Source organism: Pedobacter zeae (assembly GCF_014196715.1).
Classification (GTDB): Bacteria; Bacteroidota; Bacteroidia; order Sphingobacteriales; family Sphingobacteriaceae; genus Pedobacter; species Pedobacter zeae.
In genome coordinates, this window is the sequence record NZ_JACIEF010000002.1 from 1,479,482 (window position 1) to 1,496,853 (window position 17,372).

12 protein-coding genes are annotated in these 17,372 nt (G+C 40.7%); 8 read left to right on the forward strand and 4 right to left on the reverse strand.

The window, feature by feature from the left end; all coding sequences use genetic code 11:
- From GGQ60_RS12845 to GGQ60_RS12860, 4 genes are all read left to right on the forward strand, one after another.
- Positions 1-2,379 (forward strand): endonuclease MutS2, encoded by a 2,379-nt coding sequence (locus GGQ60_RS12845; protein WP_183764620.1) that lies wholly within the window; start codon positions 1-3, stop codon positions 2,377-2,379.
- Between the two features lie 373 nt (positions 2,380-2,752).
- The gene (locus GGQ60_RS12850; RefSeq protein ID WP_183764623.1) at positions 2,753-3,841 is read left to right on the forward strand and encodes a PQQ-dependent sugar dehydrogenase; all 1,089 of its coding nucleotides are present in this window, start codon (positions 2,753-2,755) and stop codon (positions 3,839-3,841) included.
- A gap of 295 nt (positions 3,842-4,136) precedes the next feature.
- Positions 4,137-4,841 carry a CoA transferase subunit A gene (locus tag GGQ60_RS12855; protein WP_183764626.1) on the forward strand — a complete coding sequence of 235 codons (705 nt, stop codon included), beginning with the start codon at positions 4,137-4,139 and terminating at the stop codon, positions 4,839-4,841.
- Between the two features lie 56 nt (positions 4,842-4,897).
- Positions 4,898-5,557, forward strand: coding sequence for a CoA transferase subunit B (locus GGQ60_RS12860; protein WP_183764629.1), 660 nt, complete (start codon positions 4,898-4,900; stop codon positions 5,555-5,557).
- Between the two features lie 116 nt (positions 5,558-5,673).
- Here the strand turns inward: GGQ60_RS12860 and GGQ60_RS12865 are convergent, their stop codons facing one another.
- Both GGQ60_RS12865 and GGQ60_RS12870 read right to left on the reverse strand, forming a co-directional pair.
- Complete coding sequence (locus GGQ60_RS12865; protein WP_183764632.1) at positions 5,674-6,324, reverse strand: uridine kinase family protein; 651 nt, start codon at positions 6,322-6,324, stop codon at positions 5,674-5,676.
- Positions 6,321-7,844 (reverse strand): muramidase family protein, encoded by a 1,524-nt coding sequence (locus GGQ60_RS12870; RefSeq protein WP_183764635.1) that lies wholly within the window; start codon positions 7,842-7,844, stop codon positions 6,321-6,323. The genes GGQ60_RS12865 and GGQ60_RS12870 overlap by 4 nt, the downstream gene beginning before the upstream one ends.
- 284 nt (positions 7,845-8,128) lie before the next feature.
- Here GGQ60_RS12870 and GGQ60_RS12875 point away from each other — a divergent pair, with 284 nt between their 5' ends.
- The 3 genes from GGQ60_RS12875 (at position 8,129) to GGQ60_RS12885 (ending at position 13,013) form a co-directional block, all read left to right on the forward strand.
- Positions 8,129-8,608, forward strand: coding sequence for a Dps family protein (locus tag GGQ60_RS12875; protein WP_183764638.1), 480 nt, complete (start codon positions 8,129-8,131; stop codon positions 8,606-8,608).
- A 105-nt stretch (positions 8,609-8,713) separates the two neighbouring features.
- Positions 8,714-10,549, forward strand: a complete 1,836-nt coding sequence (locus GGQ60_RS12880) for a UbiD family decarboxylase (RefSeq protein WP_183764641.1) — start codon at positions 8,714-8,716, stop codon at positions 10,547-10,549.
- Between the two features lie 46 nt (positions 10,550-10,595).
- A complete protein-coding gene (locus GGQ60_RS12885) occupies positions 10,596-13,013 on the forward strand; it encodes a hypothetical protein (protein WP_221235944.1) in 2,418 nt (805 codons plus the stop codon).
- Positions 13,014-13,088: 75 nt separating this feature from the next.
- Here the strand turns inward: GGQ60_RS12885 and GGQ60_RS12890 are convergent, their stop codons facing one another.
- Both GGQ60_RS12890 and GGQ60_RS12895 read right to left on the reverse strand, forming a co-directional pair.
- The gene (locus GGQ60_RS12890; protein WP_183764647.1) at positions 13,089-14,618 is read right to left on the reverse strand and encodes an OmpP1/FadL family transporter; all 1,530 of its coding nucleotides are present in this window, start codon (positions 14,616-14,618) and stop codon (positions 13,089-13,091) included.
- Between the two features lie 21 nt (positions 14,619-14,639).
- A complete protein-coding gene (locus GGQ60_RS12895) occupies positions 14,640-15,638 on the reverse strand; it encodes a hypothetical protein (RefSeq protein ID WP_183764650.1) in 999 nt (332 codons plus the stop codon).
- 197 nt (positions 15,639-15,835) lie between these two features.
- Here GGQ60_RS12895 and proS point away from each other — a divergent pair, with 197 nt between their 5' ends.
- Positions 15,836-17,308: a proline--tRNA ligase gene (gene proS, locus GGQ60_RS12900; RefSeq protein WP_183764653.1), complete on the forward strand. Its 1,473-nt coding sequence runs from the start codon at positions 15,836-15,838 to the stop codon at positions 17,306-17,308.
- Positions 17,309-17,372: the final 64 nt, after the last annotated feature.

Sequence of the window (17,372 nt, forward strand, 5' to 3'; positions counted from 1 at the left end):
ATGTTATATCCCGATAATTGTTTAGAACGTTTAGGCTTTGTTGAGATCAGGCAGCTGATCAGCAAGCATTGTTTGAGCCCCATGGGACAAGCGATGGTGGGCAAGATGCAGGTGATGAACCGTTTTGATCAGATAGATAAATTTTTACGGCAAACAAACGAATTTAAGAACATCCTGCAAAATCAGGAGCCTTTACAGATCAGTACTTTTTTTGATATTAAATCGCTGGTTGAAAAAATCAGGGTAGAAGGCACTTACCTGTTAGAAGAAGAGTGGTTTCAGATATATACTTCCTTACAAACCGTTTTTTCGGTGCTCCGCTTTTTCGAAGAAAGGGCCGAAGTTTATCCAACGCTCGAAGCTTTATTTGAGCATTTACCAATAGAGAAAGCAATACTCCGCAAAATAGAAGCGGTAATTGATGCCAAAGGGAAGATTAAACCCAATGCATCGAAAGAATTGCAAGAAATTACCACAGCCATCTCCAAAACTGAGCAGGATGTGCGTAAACGCATGGATGCTATTTACAAACAGGCCATTGCCAACAATTGGGTTGCCGACGGCAGTTTAACAATACGCGATGGCAGGATGTGTATCCCGGTTTTGGCTGAAAATAAGCGAAAAGTGAAGGGCTTTGTGCACGACGAGTCTGCCACAGGACAAACTGTTTATATTGAGCCGGAAGAGGTTTTTAGCTTAAATAATAAGCTGCGCGATTTAGAATTTGATAAACGCCGCGAAATCATCAGGATCTTAATTGCATTAACAGATGAGCTTCGCCCTTATTCGCCTTTGCTGCTTTCTTATCATGGTTTCCTTACTAAATTAGATTTTGTAAGGGCTAAAGCCCTGTTTGCTTTAGATATTGAAGCCGAAATGCCCGGGTTATTAAAGGAACCGAAAACAAAGCTGATCAATGCAAGGCATCCTTTGTTATCGATCTCTTTCGCCGCTGAAAAGAAAACCGTTACGCCATTAAATATTCACATCGATTCAGAAACGCGTGTGATTTTGGTCTCAGGACCCAATGCCGGTGGTAAATCCGTTTGTATGAAAACAGTTGGTTTACTGCAGATTATGTTGCAAACCGGGTTGCTGATTCCTGTTGATGCGAACAGCGAAGTCGGGATTTTTGAGCATATTTTCGCCGATATCGGCGACGATCAATCGATAGAAAGCGATTTGAGTACTTATAGCGCGCACCTGAAAAAGATGCGTTATTTTGTAGAGCATGCCTCACCAAAAACACTGGTACTGATTGATGAATTTGGTACCGGCACCGATCCGCAGTTTGGCGGACCAATGGCAGAGGCTGTTTTGGAAGTGCTGAACAATAAAAAAGTTAGAGGTGTAATTACTACCCATTATTCTAATTTAAAGCTGTTTGCAGGGAATACCCCTGGATTGGAAAATGCATCGATGCTTTTTGATAATGCAAAGATGAAACCCCTTTACATTTTAGAAATGGGCAAACCCGGTAGTTCTTATGCTTTCGAAATTGCGCAGAATATTGGATTGCCTAAGGAAGTGATCCAGTTGGCCAAGGAGAAAACAGGCTCCAACCAGAACTGGGTAGATACGATGTTGGTAGACCTGGAACGTGAAAAGAAAAATGTTTACGATGCAAAAGTAAGTTTGGCAAATCAGCAGAATAAGGCAAAAAACCTGGTTGCTGAAAATGAAAAGTTAAAAACATTTTTAGAAGAGAATAAAAAGGCACTGATTAAGGAGGCGAAGCAGGAGGCACAGAATATTATTAAGAACGCCAATAAGTTAGTAGAAAATACCATTGCCGAGATTAAGGAAAAACAGGCCGATAAAGAAGTAACCAAGGCCCTCCGCCAGAACCTGCAACGGGAGCTGGTTAAGAATTCTGTACCTAAAGAGCGACCGAAGCCGGCGCCGGTGGTTGTGGCAGGCGAAATTGAAGTAGGCGATCTCGTTAAATTTACAGATAGCGAAACCATTGGTCAGGTTTTGGAAATTAACCGGAATGAACTGGTTTTAGCTATTGGCGATCTGCGGTCGACAGTTAAAAAGAACCGTGTGCAAAAGGTAAGTAACCGGGAAGCTAAAAAAGTGATTCAAAGCAGTGCTAACTCGTTCGCCGGAAGGATGAACGAAGCGGTATCAGATTTTAGGGCTGAATTAGACCTGCGTGGAAAACGCACGGAAGATGCCTTGTTCGAAGTTGAAAAATACCTGGATAAAGCGGTTATGCTTGGTTTTCCGTCTATTAAACTGATACATGGTAAAGGGGATGGGATATTGAGGAAGATGATCAGGGAGTACTTACGGAAATATAGCCAGGTAAACAGGATGGAAGATGAACATGCTGATAGGGGTGGAGATGGGATTACCTATGTTTATTTGAACTAGATGGAGAGGTAGACACGAGATATGAGGTTCAAGATGTGAGACACGAGATGCAAGATATGAGATGCAGATGTGGGGCACGAGTATGGGGCACAAGATATGAGATGCAAGATGCAAGACATGAGAGGTGAGACACAAGATGTGTGTTGCTAGATCTGATACATGGGGTTATGGTGGAGATCTTTGATCTCTATCAGCTTTGCCAAATAGTAAAGATCCTTTGACTCTGCTCAGGATGACAAAGTAGTGGGATTAGCTGTTGCCTTCTGGCACTCCATCAATTTCTGGGAAACTACCGGGTGGGAACATCTGCCAGCAGCCCAGAAAACTAAAACTTTTATATCCGTAACTGTGTTATTTTTAAAATGTTACGGTTATGAAAAAAATATTACTCTGTCTTTTTGTGGTATTGTTTATCACAACGTGTAAAAAAAGTGGCGATGGTGATCAAGATCCTGGTACTTTACCTGATGTGGAATTAAAAGCAAAAGTAATTGCTTCCGGATTAAGTCTTCCGTGGGAAATGGTATATGGGCCTGATCATTTCATCTGGTTTACTGAAAAGTCTGGCAAAATCAGCCGTTTGAATCCTTCCACAGGTCAGGTTACACCACTGCTTACTATCTCTGAAGTACGCACCAACGGCGAAGGAGGTTTATTGGGGATGGCCTTACACCCCAATTTCAGTACTGATCCTTTTGTTTATGTAATTTATGGATATGGAAGCATTTACAAGGCCAAAGTGGTCCGTTATACCTATACAGGAGGAAATTTAACCAATCCGTTAGTTTTGCTCGACCAGATTCCGGCGGCCTCAATACACAATGGTTCGCGTTTGTTGATCAGCGGAGGTAAATTGTTTATCAGTACCGGCGATGCATCTGATACCGCTAATCCCCAAAATATAAATTCATTGGCAGGCAAGATTTTAAGGATCAATTTAGATGGGACTATCCCAGCAGATAATCCTTATCCGAACAATCCGGTTTGGAGTTTAGGACATCGAAATACACAGGGATTGGTGCAGGTAGGTAATAAGATATTTTCTTCGGAGCATGGTCCGGATTCGGATGATGAAATCAATATCATTGAAAAAGAGCGCAATTACGGATGGCCAAATATTAAGGGTTTTTGTAATGAAAGTGGCGAACAATCGTTTTGCAGCGCCAATAATGTGGCAGAACCGCTAATTAACTGGACGCCTACCATTGCACCGAGTGGTTTGGCTTATTACAATAACGATTATATTCCGCAGTTTAAAAACTCTTTGTTATTGGCGGTATTGAAAGGAACCAAACTGATGCAACTGAAATTAGACGATGCGCAAACCAAAATTACGGCAACAAAAGATTTTTACGTGAATAGTTATGGGAGGATCAGGGCTGTTTGCCAATCGTCCGAAGGTAAAATTTATATCTGTACCAGTAATGGAAGTGACGACAAGATTGTAGAAATTGCTAAATAGCATTGCTATTTTTTACGCCCCGGGCACTTTTTACAGCGTTTCCCTTTTTTAAATTTTTCACAGCATTTTTTATGCTCAGCAGTACAGCTGAAAATAAAGCCCATCCCTTTTTGGAATTCAGGATCGGTGGGTAGTATGAACTGACTTTCTTCTCTCTCGTAAATCATTGCAGTACAAAGGTAATGGTTATTTAGATTAATTCCAATTGATAAATATTCCGGAGAGATTTAAAATTATAATTGCTGCATTCTTGAAGGCAATTTGTAATTTAGCAAACTAACCAAAAATTCATAAGATGATAAATAAAGTAGTATCTGGTGCCGAAGAGGCCATCAAAGATATATCAGATGGTGCTACCATAATGCTGGGCGGTTTCGGGCTTTGTGGCATTCCTGAAAATTGTATAAGTGCTTTGGTAAACAAAAAGGTTAAAAATTTAACCTGTATCTCCAATAATGCCGGTGTTGACGATTTTGGTATAGGTTTAATGCTAAAACAACGGCAGGTAAAAAAAATGATTTCTTCTTATGTTGGCGAAAATGCGGAATTTGAAAGGCAGTTATTAAGTGGCGAACTGGAAGTAGACCTTATTCCGCAGGGTACTTTGGCAACCCGTTGCCTTGCTGCCGGATACGGTATGCCGGCAATTTTTACCCCTGCAGGTGTTGGAACTGAAATAGCAGAAGGTAAAGAAGTGCGTAATTTTAATGGTAAGGATTATTTGATGGAATATGCATTTGATGCCGATTTTGCCATTGTTAAAGCCTGGAAAGGTGATACGGCAGGGAATTTAATCTTTAGGTCTACCAGCCGTAATTTTAATCCGGTAATGGCTATGGCAGGTAAAATTACCATTGCTGAAGTAGAAGAGTTGGTAGAAGCAGGCGAGCTGGACCCTGATTATATCCATACGCCTGGCATTTATGTACACCGGATTTTTCAGGGGAAAAATTATGAGAAAAGAATTGAGCAGCGAACGGTGAGAAAGGCAGAAATCTGACAGCAGATTGGAACATTCACTCATTCAATTATTCAAAATCCATTCATTTACAATTTATGTTTTCAAAAGAAGAGATCGCACAGCGCATTGCTAAAGAAATAAAAGACGGATACTACGTTAACCTGGGCATCGGTATACCAACCCTGGTTGCCAATTATATTCCAAAGGGAATTAACGTGGTATTGCAATCAGAAAACGGCTTACTGGGGATGGGGCCATTTCCTTTTGAAGGAGAAGAGGATGCAGATTTAATTAATGCGGGCAAACAGACCATTACTACCTTACCGGGGTCGTCAATTTTTGATTCGGCGATGAGTTTTGGGATGATCCGTGCACAAAAAGTAGATTTGACTATTCTTGGTGCCATGGAAGTTTCGGAGAATGGCGACATTGCCAACTGGAAAATTCCGGGTAAAATGGTTAAAGGGATGGGAGGCGCAATGGATTTGGTAGCCTCTGCCAAAAACATCATTGTAGCCATGCAACATATAAATAAGGCCGGCGAAAGTAAATTATTGCCGAAATGCACCTTGCCTTTAACCGGTATAAAATGCATTAAAAAGATCGTTACCGAACTGGCGGTTTTAGATATTTTACCTGAAGGTGGTTTTAAACTTTTGGAGCGTGCGCCAGGCGTTAGCATCGAATTTATACAGCAATCTACAGCCGGAAGATTGATTGTAGAGGGGGAGATTCCTGAAATGAGGTTGGATTAAATTTGTTTTTTGTGAGGACACCAACCACGGCGATTAAGGCTTCGACTACGCTCAGCCTGACAAAGTGTATAATCAAAAAGAAGTCAAGCTTTTTAAAAGCTTGACTTCTTTGGTATTTATTTTATATCAACCAAAACACTATTCCTTAAATCATTCGAAATATCTTCCGTGATGGCGATAATTTCGTCGGGCTCATTGGTATTATTTATCACTACTTTATTGCATTGCTCGCGGTATGGGAGCAGGTATTCTTTATAAGCCGGTACTACATGGTTGTGCCATTTGTACAATACGTCGTCTTCAGGATAACCCCGTTCTAAGCCATCGCGTTTAATGCGGCGGTCTAAAGCAACCTGTTCATCTGCATCAACAAAAATCGTATGATCCAATAAAGCGGCAATCTCTTTAAAATGGAGAATAAAAAGGCCTTCTACAATAATAATTGGTGCTGATTTAATTTCGAGTATTTTAACTACAGCCAGGGGGTTATTAAAGTTGTATTCTTTTTTATAAACCACTTCGCCGCTCATTAATTGTTTAATGTCTTTTAAAAATTGTTCACTATCAATGGTTGAGGGCAGGTCGAAATTGTATAGTTTGTTTTCTTCCTGTGTCATGTCGCCGGCAGGGATGTAATAATCATCCTGCGATACAAGTGTTACCTCATCCTGTTTAAAATGATGAAGAAAGCAGTTCAGGAAAAATGTCTTGCCGGATCCGCTACCACCGGCAATACCAATTATAAAAGGCTTTTTGTTTGAACTCATTGAGCACTGTATGTTAAATTGCAGAAAAAACGTTTGTCTAAAGCGCCTAATGAATCGGCTACGGCTTTAGTCATTACAATAATAACATCTTTTGTAGATTCGTTCTCTGTAAATTTACCAACAACTTTGGCAAAGGTAGTGCGGTTGGTCATCGGATTGGTAATTTTAATTACCCTTCCAACAGGTGCCGTACGGTGCAAAACCAACATTTTTGTGCCGTCAAGGTCCTGGTCAGTAATCCAAACTGCTGTACCTTTTTCTTCGATCTGGCTTAAGCCATATACACTCGGATCGCGGCGCAGTTTAGGGTCTTTAACCATGGTGCTATCTGGTTCGTTTTCCTGTTCTTCTTTTGACGCATCATTTACCGATTTGGGTTGTGGTGGTTTAGGAATGATGAGTTTTTGATCGACTTTAATATTATTATCGTCGAGTTTATTTGCCGTTCTGATCTGGTAAGCTGTTAAATTATATTTTTTAGCGATAGAAAAAATGTTTTCGCCGATTGCTACAGTATGGATGAAACTTTCCTCTTTGGGAGCAGCCGGTACTTCTTTTGTTTTGGTTTCAGCCTGTTTTTCTTTTGGCACCTGAACATCCGTAATGATACCGCCCGGAACTTTTAAAACCTGCCCGATGGTAATGGCATTATCAGGAAGATCGTTCATTTTCCGGATCTGATAAGCAGTGGTGCCATATTGTTTGGCAATGGTGAAAATCGTTTCGTTTCTTAAAACGGTATGTGTACCTGCCGGGTCAGCGGATTTATTTTCTTGTGCCGGTTTTTCTTCAACGGCAGACGAAACTACTTTGTTTTCGTCGATGTTTTTGGTTGCAGGGATTTTAAGCTTCTGCCCAATCCGCAGGTTATTGCCAGAAAGGTTGTTGGCCTTTTTTACTTCTTCAACTGTGGTGCCGTATTTTTCGGCAATTTTCCCTAAGAATTCTTTTGGTTGTACCGTATGTTCGATCATCGTCTGATCAGACGGTGGGTTATCGTTTACAGGCGATTTCGTATTATTTTTTACGGTTGGATTGGCTTGCTCTGTAGCTTCGGTTTGGGTTTGGTTTTTTGCAGGTATTTTTAAAACCTGTCCGATGCTTAAGTTACTCCCCGTTAAATTATTTAAAGCTTTAATCTCGTTTATCGTTGTGCCGTATTTTTCGGCCAGCATGTTTAAATTTTCTTTCGGCTTAACAGTATGCTCTATTGCATTGGCTGTTGCGGGAGTAGTTGCAGCAGGTAATGATCCGCCAGTGGTAAAAGGGATATTGGTTGGGACTTTAATGATCACCCCAACCTGCAGATACTTATTATCGTTAAAGGCCATAATATCCTTTGGCGATACATTGTATCTTCTTCCGATCGAATAGTAAGTGTCTTTTGCTACAGTTTGGTGAATGATGAGTTTTTTGCCTTTATTATTTTCTACACCGATAGAGTCTCTTGCTGTGTTGGCTTTGGCAGTTGCCACATTAAGTGCCAATAACATTACAGCAGATAAATATATTTTATGCATTTATTTTTTATGTAATTTTTTAAGTCAAAGGGAGCAATAATACGAATAATATTGTTAACCATCTTATGTTATTTTACCCGTTTTTAAGTGAAAATAAGAAGAATTTAACCTCATTGTCCGATTATGCTATTCATTAACAAATGTTTAAAAGAATGTAATTTATATGGTAATGAATATTAAACGGTTTAATAAATAACGTATTGTTCAGGAGACAAAATTGAATAAAACTTTTCAGAATCTGAATTGTTAAGAACACATTAAAATACATTATAAACGACAAAAAAATGGACGCTAAAGAAATAAGCTTAAACGAAAAAGAAGTTAAACCGGTTGTGGATCTATTGAATGATTATTTAGCCAACTATCATATTCATTATCAAAAATTAAGGGGTTGCCACTGGAATATCAAAGGACAGAATTTTTTTACGCTTCATGTGAAGTTCGAAGAGTTGTATACCAATGCACAGTTAACGATTGATGAAATTGCTGAGCGTGTTTTAACTTTGGGCAAAGCTCCGCATAGCCGCTTTGCCGATTATATAAAACAATCGAAAATTAAAGAGATCGATACGATCGGCTTAAAAGATCTTGACATGGTTGATGCCATTTTAGATGATATGGCCATTTTGATCGAATTGGAGCGGGAGCTTTTGGAAGCTACTGATGATGCCGGTGACGATGGTTCAAATGATATGGTGAACCGTTTTATGCAGTTTAAAGAAAAAAATACCTGGATGTTACGTTCTTTTGCCGGGAAAAAGTAACCCGATTTTGGTAGGTTAACGGCCTCATATAAGTAGCTTTAGTATAAAATCTGCTTATATGAGGCTTTTTTGTTTCATTGGAAATCTAAATATTTATCTTTGGGCATGGCGTATAAAAGTTTAGCAGAATGTGTATCAGACCTGGAAAAGCACGGTCATTTAATCAGAATTAAAGAAGAAGTAGACCCCCATTTAGAAATGGCAGCCATCCATTTAAGGGTATATGAAAAGCAAGGACCGGCACTCTTATTCGAAAAAGTTAAAGGAAGTCCTTTTCCTGCGGTTTCTAACCTGTTCGGAACCTTAGAACGTTCAAAATTCATTTTTAGGGATACCCTTCCAAAGGTGCAGCAATTGGTTTCGTTAAGAAACGATCCTATAAAAGCTTTAAAAAATCCTTTTCGATATGCAGGTTCTGCACTGTCGGCATTATCGGCCCTGCCACTTAAAACACCATCTGCCAAGCATAAATTTTTAAAAACAAGCATCAGCCAACTGCCACAGATTGTTAACTGGCCCATGGATGGTGGTCCGTTTGTTACCATGCCTCAGGTATATACGGAAGATGTGGATAAACCCGGAATACTTAATGCCAATTTAGGGATGTACCGTATCCAGTTGGGCGGAAACGATTATGTTCAGGGCAAAGAGATTGGCTTGCATTACCAAATCCATAGAGGGATAGGGGTGCACCAATCGAAAGCGAACGCGCTTGGACAACCTCTAAAAGTAAGCATTTTTGTTGGAGGGCCACCTTCTCATCCCTTAGCTGCAGTAATGCCATTGCCGGAAGGTTTGTCGGAAATGACTTTTGCGGGCGTTCTTGGCAACAGGCGCTTCCGTTATTTTTATGATGATGAGGGGTTCTGTATTTCTGCGGATGCTGATTTCGTGATTACTGGTACCGTATACCCGAACGAGAATAAACCGGAAGGACCTTTTGGTGATCATTTGGGTTATTACAGTTTAACACATCCTTTTCCGTTAATGAAAGTGCATAATGTGTATCATAAAAAAGATGCCATCTGGTCGTTTACGGTAGTGGGACGGCCACCGCAGGAGGATACCAGTTTTGGCGCGTTGATTCATGAAATAACCGGTTCTGCCATCCCCCAGGAAATACATGGGTTAAAGGAGGTTCATGCGGTAGATGCAGCAGGTGTTCATCCCTTGCTCTTTGCCATTGGCAGCGAACGTTATACGCCATACCTGAAAGAAAGAAGGCCACAGGAAATTTTAACCATTGCCAACCACATTCTGGGCAAAAACCAATTGAGTTTGGCCAAATACCTTTTTATAGCTGCCAAAGAAGATAATCAGCAGCTGGATACGCATCATATCGAAGCTTTTATCAAGCACATATTAGAGCGGATCGATTTGACAAGAGATATCCATTTTTATACCAATACCACCATTGATACGCTGGATTATAGTGGCGACGGTTTAAACAGCGGTTCGAAGGTGGTTATCGCTGCTGCGGGCAACCAGAAACGCGAACTGTGGAACTACGTTCCTGATGGCCTGCAATTGACCAATGGATTTTCTAAACCTTCTATAGCCATGCCAGGAATATTGGTACTGCAAGCAGAAGCTTATTTAAGTGCTGAGAAAACTGCTGCTGAAATTGCCTTGCTCAATATGGCTTTAATGGAACAGGACTTAACCGGGTTGCCGTTGATTGTGCTGGCAGATGATGCCGGGTTTACCGCTGCTACGATTGATAACTTTGTTTGGGTGACCTTTACACGGAGTAACCCGGCAGCAGATATATATGGCATCAACGATTTTACCATCAATAAACACTGGGGATGTAAAGGTTCTTTGATTATCGATGCGAGAAAAAAGCCTCACCATGCACCAGAATTGATCAAAGATGCTGCAGTTGAAAACAAACTTGACCTTCTGGCAGCGGAGGGTGGGAGCCTGCACGGGATTATTTAGTTGAATAATTTGAAAAAAAATCTGATTTTTAGGCAGATCTCCGATTATGCTTTCAAAATCATTTATTCTTACATCTCTATGGGTATTTACATCTCTATTTGTTAAGGCTCAGGAGGCTAAACTCGATAGTATTGCAACAAATCTTCATCATTATGGCTTAAACAGGAGCGAGTCTGACCTTTATGTTCACTTTGATAAAAATGTGTATACCAACAATGATCAGGTTTGGTTTACGGCATACCTGCTTAAAACCATAACTGATATGAAACAGTACCACACACTGTATTTATCGCTTGTTAACAATAAGGATAGCAGTGTTGTACTACAGCATAAATTTTTAATAGATAAAGGCTGTTCATTCGGCGCAATAACTCTTCCGGATTCATTACCGGGTGGCACTTACCGTTTTGTGGCAAACACCAACCTAAAGGTAAACGGACAACCTGATGGTGTTTTCATTCAGCCGATAACTATTAAATCGGCCACAGTAACTGCTTTAACGCAAAGCATTTCTGTAATTAAACCCTATGATGAGCGCACCCGAAAAGGAACTGCGTTGCTGAGAATTTTGACCAGCGACAACCGTTTTGTTGAAAATGCACAGATCAGGTATCAGATTGGTAAAGGTAAACGAATCTTGCAGGCAGGTACAGCTAAAAGCAGTATAATAGGCGAGCTGATGATCGACTATCCTGCAGACGAGATTACTACAGATAATAACGAACTTTTTATCAGCATTAAAAAAGGAAGCGATACCAGCTATACCCGGTTTAGTTTACCGATCAGGAATGAGAGCCGCTATGCGGTAAAATTTTATCCGGAGGGTGGTTGTCTGGTTAATGGTTTGGTATCAAAGGTAGGTTTCGAAATTAAGGATAATGAAGGAACCTACCTTAAAGCCAAAGCAGTTTTGTATGCAGATCATGAAGTACTGGATACCATTGCAACAAATGCCATGGGGATAGGGACTTTTATGATACAACCGCAGTTAACAAAAAATTATACCATGCGAATTTTGGGTGAAGGGGGAGAAAGAGGTGAACATAAACTGCCTGAAATTTTAAGCAAGGGAGTAGTTTTAACTTCAGGCTCAGCAGTGGCCAATAACGAATTTAAGATCAGGATTGCAGCTAATGCAGTTACTAAAGTGCATTTAATCATGCATAATTTCTCTGATATTTTTTTGCAAACCCCATTAATTTTAAGCGCTGGAACTCCTCAAAATGTTCGCTTTCAGTTAGATTCGGTGCCTGCAGGTTTACAAGCCGTTACCGTTTTGGATAGCAATTACAAGCCGTTGGCTGAAAGAATTTTCTTTGCACATTACGATCAGATTAATACCATTAGCATAGACGGAGGGAAGCAGGAATATTTTACCCGCGATAGTGTAAAATTGAAACTCAATATCATGGACCGTGATAAAAAACCTCTTGTTGGGATGGTTTCGGTTTCTTGTGTACAGGCTAATCGCGTTTTGCTAGCCAACCAAACCAATATTGTGGATCATTTTTATCTCCATAACCTGAAAGAATTTTCGGCGAACAGTTTTGGCCAGACCTATAGCAACACCGGTTATCTGGATGAATTGCTCTTAATCAAAGGCTGGCGAAGGTATAAATGGCCAGAAACTAAAATTAATCCACACGATCCGCTGCTTAGCAGTTTAGGATATGATGGTGTAATTACCCGCAAAAATAAGCAGCTTAAAGTGCCGATGGCGCTGTCGACAATTGCCGGGAGGAACCTCAATTTTTTAAGCACTGATAGTCTTGGGCATTTCAGCATTCCCTATTCCAGCCTGGTGATCAACGAAGCCCGGCTACCGGTGTGGTTAGCAATGTCGACCAGCAGATACGACCAATATGAACTTAAAATTAATGAACCACAAAGCGAACTGAAGAAGTACCTGAAGCAGCAAACTTATGTATTGCCGAATACGAAGACAGGTATTATGGGCGAAAACAGCATGAGTATTACTTCTGCTGCGGGCATCAGGCTCAAAGAGGTGGTAATCAAAAAGGTAAAAGACGAAAGAACAAATTTTGCTAAAAATGCATTTGCAAATGAATGTGGAGATTATGTTTGCATGTATAATATCTTAAATTGTCCGAATCACTACGGTAACCCCGGAAACAAAAACCCGTTGAAGGGCGGGATGTATAAAACTGCAGGTGGAGGAAGTACAGTTTACCAAGGGTGTGTTGGGCAGGAGCGTAAGCCCAATCTGGTCATCCTGCGCGGTATCAATCTTCCCAAGGAGTTTTACATAGCCGATATTAACAATAAGCAGGAACCAATCAGTTCTGCAACAGTTTACTGGAATTATCAGCTGTTAATTGATGGTGAAACGCCCTTGAATTTTAATACCGGCGATATTAACGGCAAGTTTAAAATTATTGTGCAGGGTGTTACAGCCAGCGGGGTAGTGTATGGTGAAAATGAGATTGCCGTAAACAACAGGTAAATAAAATAAACAACAGGTAAATAAAAAGCGTGCCGGTTATTAAGCCAGCACGCTTTAAGCTTTGAAGTTTCTATCTTAAAATCTTACACCAAAAGTTAAGAATACGTTGTTTCTTTTGCTTTTTATATCAGCAACAGGCTCCGTATAATCATCTAATAAGTAAGGACTTGAGTTAAAGTTGGTTTGGTAGTTTTGATAAGCTACATCTAAATAATAATTGTCTATGCGGTAACCGATTCCTCCGGTATAATACTGGCCCTGGTAAAATTTATTATCCCCGCCTTTTACTCCATTTCCATTTACACCATAACCTGCACGCAAACTCAGCTCGTTTGTTACTTTAACCTCTGCACCAAGCCTGTAGTTAATGGCTTCCTTATAAGATTCTTTAATAAATGCATTGTTGCTGTTAATGGTAGAAAGATCAGAACCATTAGAATCAGAGAAACGCATCGAAGAATAATCAACATAATCTACATCAGCTGATATTAATGCGGTACCTCCGATTACATAGCTGATACCCGCAGATGCTTTTAAAGGCGTACGGAGGTTATACGTAAACGAGTAGTATTGAGTAGGGTTATTCGATTTGGTTGGACTTGTTGTTGCATTTCCGGAGGTAGTAGCCTGTAAGGTCTCACTGGTATTATCTTCAATGTTCATCCAGGTTGGCGTTTGGAAATTCAAGCCAATCCTTAATTCATTTACCGGCCTGAAAATAGCACCCAATTTTAAATTAAAACCACCTCCTTTTGTTTCCTGATTTCTGAAATGGGTGAGATTATAATTTTCATTTCCGTTATATTTTGGTATGGCAGCACCATCATCATAAGAATTAACAATACCCGATTCAGTGAAAGTAGCATCGCTGGTGTATTTTACATTAACGAAACTTGCTGTTGCACCAATATATACTTTGTTGCCAAAATTTAAGGCGCCTGCTACATTAAATTCAGAAGTAGAACCTAAACGCGACTCATCCCAATTTTGTTTAAAATTAGCGTTGTTATAGGGCTCAGCAGAAAATTGATTTGGATAGGTAGGTGTATTTTTATTAATCAGGTAACTATTGTAAGCGTCGCCGGCAATGCTGTTACTGGTACCATAATTGTTGGCCTGGTCTACATAAGAATCCCTGATAGAACTGTTTGTATTGATTCCGTTATAGCTGAAATTATTCAGAAAATCATTATTGCGGGTATAACTTAAACCAAATACGCTGCTTACAAGTCCTTTATCTACATCAGCACCTTTCATTTTGGTTGCCGGGCTATAAAATACCACACCAACATTATTTAAGTTCAATTGGCTTTTATTTGTTGAGGTATTATTCCCTAAATAAGCACTGCCATTGGATACTGAATTAAATTCAGGGGTAATGCTAAATTCTGATTTGGTAAATAAACCTAAGCCGGCTGGGTTGGCATTAATAGAACCGATATCTCCACCAACACCAATCTGGGCACCACCCATTCCTTTAAACCTTGCCGAGCTTCCATAATTGGTTTGCGAGAACCGGAAGGCATCGGGTGCATAACTTTGGGCGTATGTTGTTCCCATAGCAGCTACTGTAGCTACTAGAGAAGCTAAGATGATTTTTTTCATTTGTGTGTTTAAGTTTTAAAATTAACCTCTTCCTGCTCTTGATGGTCGTGAACCGCCACCACCGCCGCCGCCCATAGAGCCGCCACCGCCGCCATTTGATGGTGGAGGAGAATAACTTGGTCTGCTTTCAGTCCTGGTAGGCTGTTGAGGGGTATAGTTTTCGTTTCTGGTAGGTCTGCTGCCTTGTGTACCCTGAGGTGCATAACCGTCATTCCTGGTAGGTCTTCCGCTTTGATTACCCTGGTTTTGCGTATATCCACCTTGGTTCCTTACCGGCCGGCCTGCGTTATTGTTCGGTGTATAAGATATGCCGTTTGGATTGTTTACACCTGATCTGCTAGGTCTGCCGGCATTTCCTGGTGAATTGCCATATCTTGGCACACCTCTGTCATCACTTCCCGGTCTTGGTCTGTAGTTTCTATTGGTATACACACCGCCACCATAGTATCCGCCGCCAATACCCCAGCCTCCGCCGTAGTATCCGCCGCCCCAGCCGTAACGGTCGTAGTAAGAATATGGTCCCCAAGAGTTCCATCCCCATGGATTGTTCCAGCCATAACCAAAGTTGCCGTAATAGAATGGATTGTTCCAGATACTGCCGTAGCCCCAGCCAAATCCGCCACCCCAACCTAAACCGTAACCATTGCTCCAGCCTAATCCAATACCTAAATAATTGGATGGCCCGTAGCTGCTGCCGTAATAATAATTGTCGAAATAGGGATCATAGTATCCCTGAAAGCTGTAACCATTGTAAAAACGGTTTATCCTTGAAGCGTAATCCATATCGTAGTACGGATTACTGGTGCCATAATATTCATCATATTCTTCCTGACCCTGAGCCTGATATTGCTGGCCCTGCCGGTTCTGGGGCTGAGGTGCTATTTCAACCTCCCTGGCTTTTGCCACAGAATTATAAACATCATCATCGTGCTTGGTTTGAGCCAATTTTGATGTCGTGCATGATGCTACCAACCCTGCAGCAGCAATCATAACAATGGGTAAAAATTTAATTGGTTTCATTGTGTTTATATTAGTTGTGTGTGTTCACGAATATTGATAAACAGCTTCAAAAGTAATTAATTATTAACTATTTACTTAGTCTAAAAATGTTAAATTATAATTGATATCAATTCTTAACCTTTTGTAGGCATAAATTTATAAATTTGCCATCGAAATTTACACTTTTTAACGTACAAATTACGTTCCAAATACATAACATGAGCAAAGAAATTACAAGTAGACAAGCAGATTATTCCCAGTGGTATAACGATATCGTAATCAAAGCAGACTTAGCAGAACATTCGGCGGTACGTGGTTGTATGGTTATTAAGCCCAATGGTTATGCTATCTGGGAAAAAATGCAGGCCGTTTTAGATAAAATGTTTAAAGATACAGGTCATCAAAATGCCTACTTTCCTTTATTCATCCCAAAGTCATTTTTCTCTAAGGAAGCTTCTCACGTAGAGGGCTTTGCGACAGAATGTGCTGTTGTTACACACTATCGCTTAAAAAATGACGGTAATGGCAATATTGTAGTTGACGAAGCTGCCAAACTGGAAGAGGAGTTGATTGTGCGTCCAACTTCGGAAACCATTATCTGGAACACGTATAAAGGTTGGATCCAATCGTACCGGGATCTTCCAATATTGGTCAATCAGTGGGCCAATGTAGTGAGATGGGAAATGCGTACGAGGTTATTTTTACGGACGGCCGAATTTTTATGGCAGGAAGGGCATACCGCCCATGCTACTGCCGAAGAAGCCATTGAAGAAACAGAACGTATGTTGCATATTTATGCCGATTTTGCAGAAAACTGGTTGGCTGTACCTGTGGTAAGAGGGCGTAAATCGCCTAACGAAAGATTTGCCGGTGCCCTGGATACCTATTGCATCGAAGCATTGATGCAGGATGGTAAGGCTTTGCAGGCCGGTACTTCGCACTTTTTAGGCCAGAATTTTGCAAAAGCTTTTGATGTTAAATTTACGGGTAAAGACGGTAAGTTAGATTATGTTTGGGCTACTTCGTGGGGCGTTTCGACCCGCCTGATGGGTGCCTTGATTATGGCACACAGTGACGATTCTGGCTTGATTATCCCACCAAAACTTGCGCCAATACAGGTGGTAATTGTTCCGATTTATAAGGGTGAAGAGGACCTGTCGAGAATTTCTTCGTACGTTAATGAATTAACGATGCGTTTAAAAGGTTTAGGCGTTTCGGTGAAATATGACGACAGGGATACGCAACGGCCTGGATTTAAATTTGCCGACTATGAGTTAAAAGGTGTGCCGGTCCGTATCGCTATCGGTGGCCGCGATCTTGAAAATAAGACGGTAGAAGTTGCCCGTAGGGATACAAAAGTAAAGCAGACCGTACCCCAGGAAGGGTTAGATATCTATATTGTAAAACTGCTGGAAGATATCCAGCAGAGCATGTTCAACAAAGCATTGGCTTACCGGGATGAACACATTACAAAAGCAGATTCTTACGAAGAGTTTAAGGAACTTTTGGATACAAAGGCTGGTTTTATCGCTGCACATTGGGATGGAACGCCAGAAACAGAACAAAAAATTAAGGAAGAAACTAAAGCAACTATCCGTTGTATTCCTTTGGATAATCTACTGGAAGATGGTGTTTGCATCTATTCGGGTAAACCATCTATTCAGAGGGTGTTGTTTGCACGAGCGTATTAGTTCAGTCCTGAGTTCTGAGCCGTGAATCTTCGTGCAGGCGTTTTAAAAATAAGTTTAGAGTCGT

What these genes read in the sequence shown, in the direction of transcription:
- GGQ60_RS12845 (WP_183764620.1), top strand. Translation starts at nt 1, where the DNA reads ATGTTATATCCCGATAATTGTTTAGAACGTTTAGGCTTTGTTGAGATC.
- GGQ60_RS12850 (WP_183764623.1), top strand. Translation starts at nt 2,753, where the DNA reads ATGAAAAAAATATTACTCTGTCTTTTTGTGGTATTGTTTATCACAACG.
- GGQ60_RS12855 (WP_183764626.1), top strand. Translation starts at nt 4,137, where the DNA reads ATGATAAATAAAGTAGTATCTGGTGCCGAAGAGGCCATCAAAGATATA.
- GGQ60_RS12860 (WP_183764629.1), top strand. Translation starts at nt 4,898, where the DNA reads ATGTTTTCAAAAGAAGAGATCGCACAGCGCATTGCTAAAGAAATAAAA.
- GGQ60_RS12865 (WP_183764632.1), bottom strand. Translation starts at nt 6,324, where the DNA reads ATGAGTTCAAACAAAAAGCCTTTTATAATTGGTATTGCCGGTGGTAGC.
- GGQ60_RS12870 (WP_183764635.1), bottom strand. Translation starts at nt 7,844, where the DNA reads ATGCATAAAATATATTTATCTGCTGTAATGTTATTGGCACTTAATGTG.
- GGQ60_RS12875 (WP_183764638.1), top strand. Translation starts at nt 8,129, where the DNA reads ATGGACGCTAAAGAAATAAGCTTAAACGAAAAAGAAGTTAAACCGGTT.
- GGQ60_RS12880 (WP_183764641.1), top strand. Translation starts at nt 8,714, where the DNA reads ATGGCGTATAAAAGTTTAGCAGAATGTGTATCAGACCTGGAAAAGCAC.
- GGQ60_RS12885 (WP_221235944.1), top strand. Translation starts at nt 10,596, where the DNA reads ATGCTTTCAAAATCATTTATTCTTACATCTCTATGGGTATTTACATCT.
- GGQ60_RS12890 (WP_183764647.1), bottom strand. Translation starts at nt 14,618, where the DNA reads ATGAAAAAAATCATCTTAGCTTCTCTAGTAGCTACAGTAGCTGCTATG.
- GGQ60_RS12895 (WP_183764650.1), bottom strand. Translation starts at nt 15,638, where the DNA reads ATGAAACCAATTAAATTTTTACCCATTGTTATGATTGCTGCTGCAGGG.
- proS (WP_183764653.1), top strand. Translation starts at nt 15,836, where the DNA reads ATGAGCAAAGAAATTACAAGTAGACAAGCAGATTATTCCCAGTGGTAT.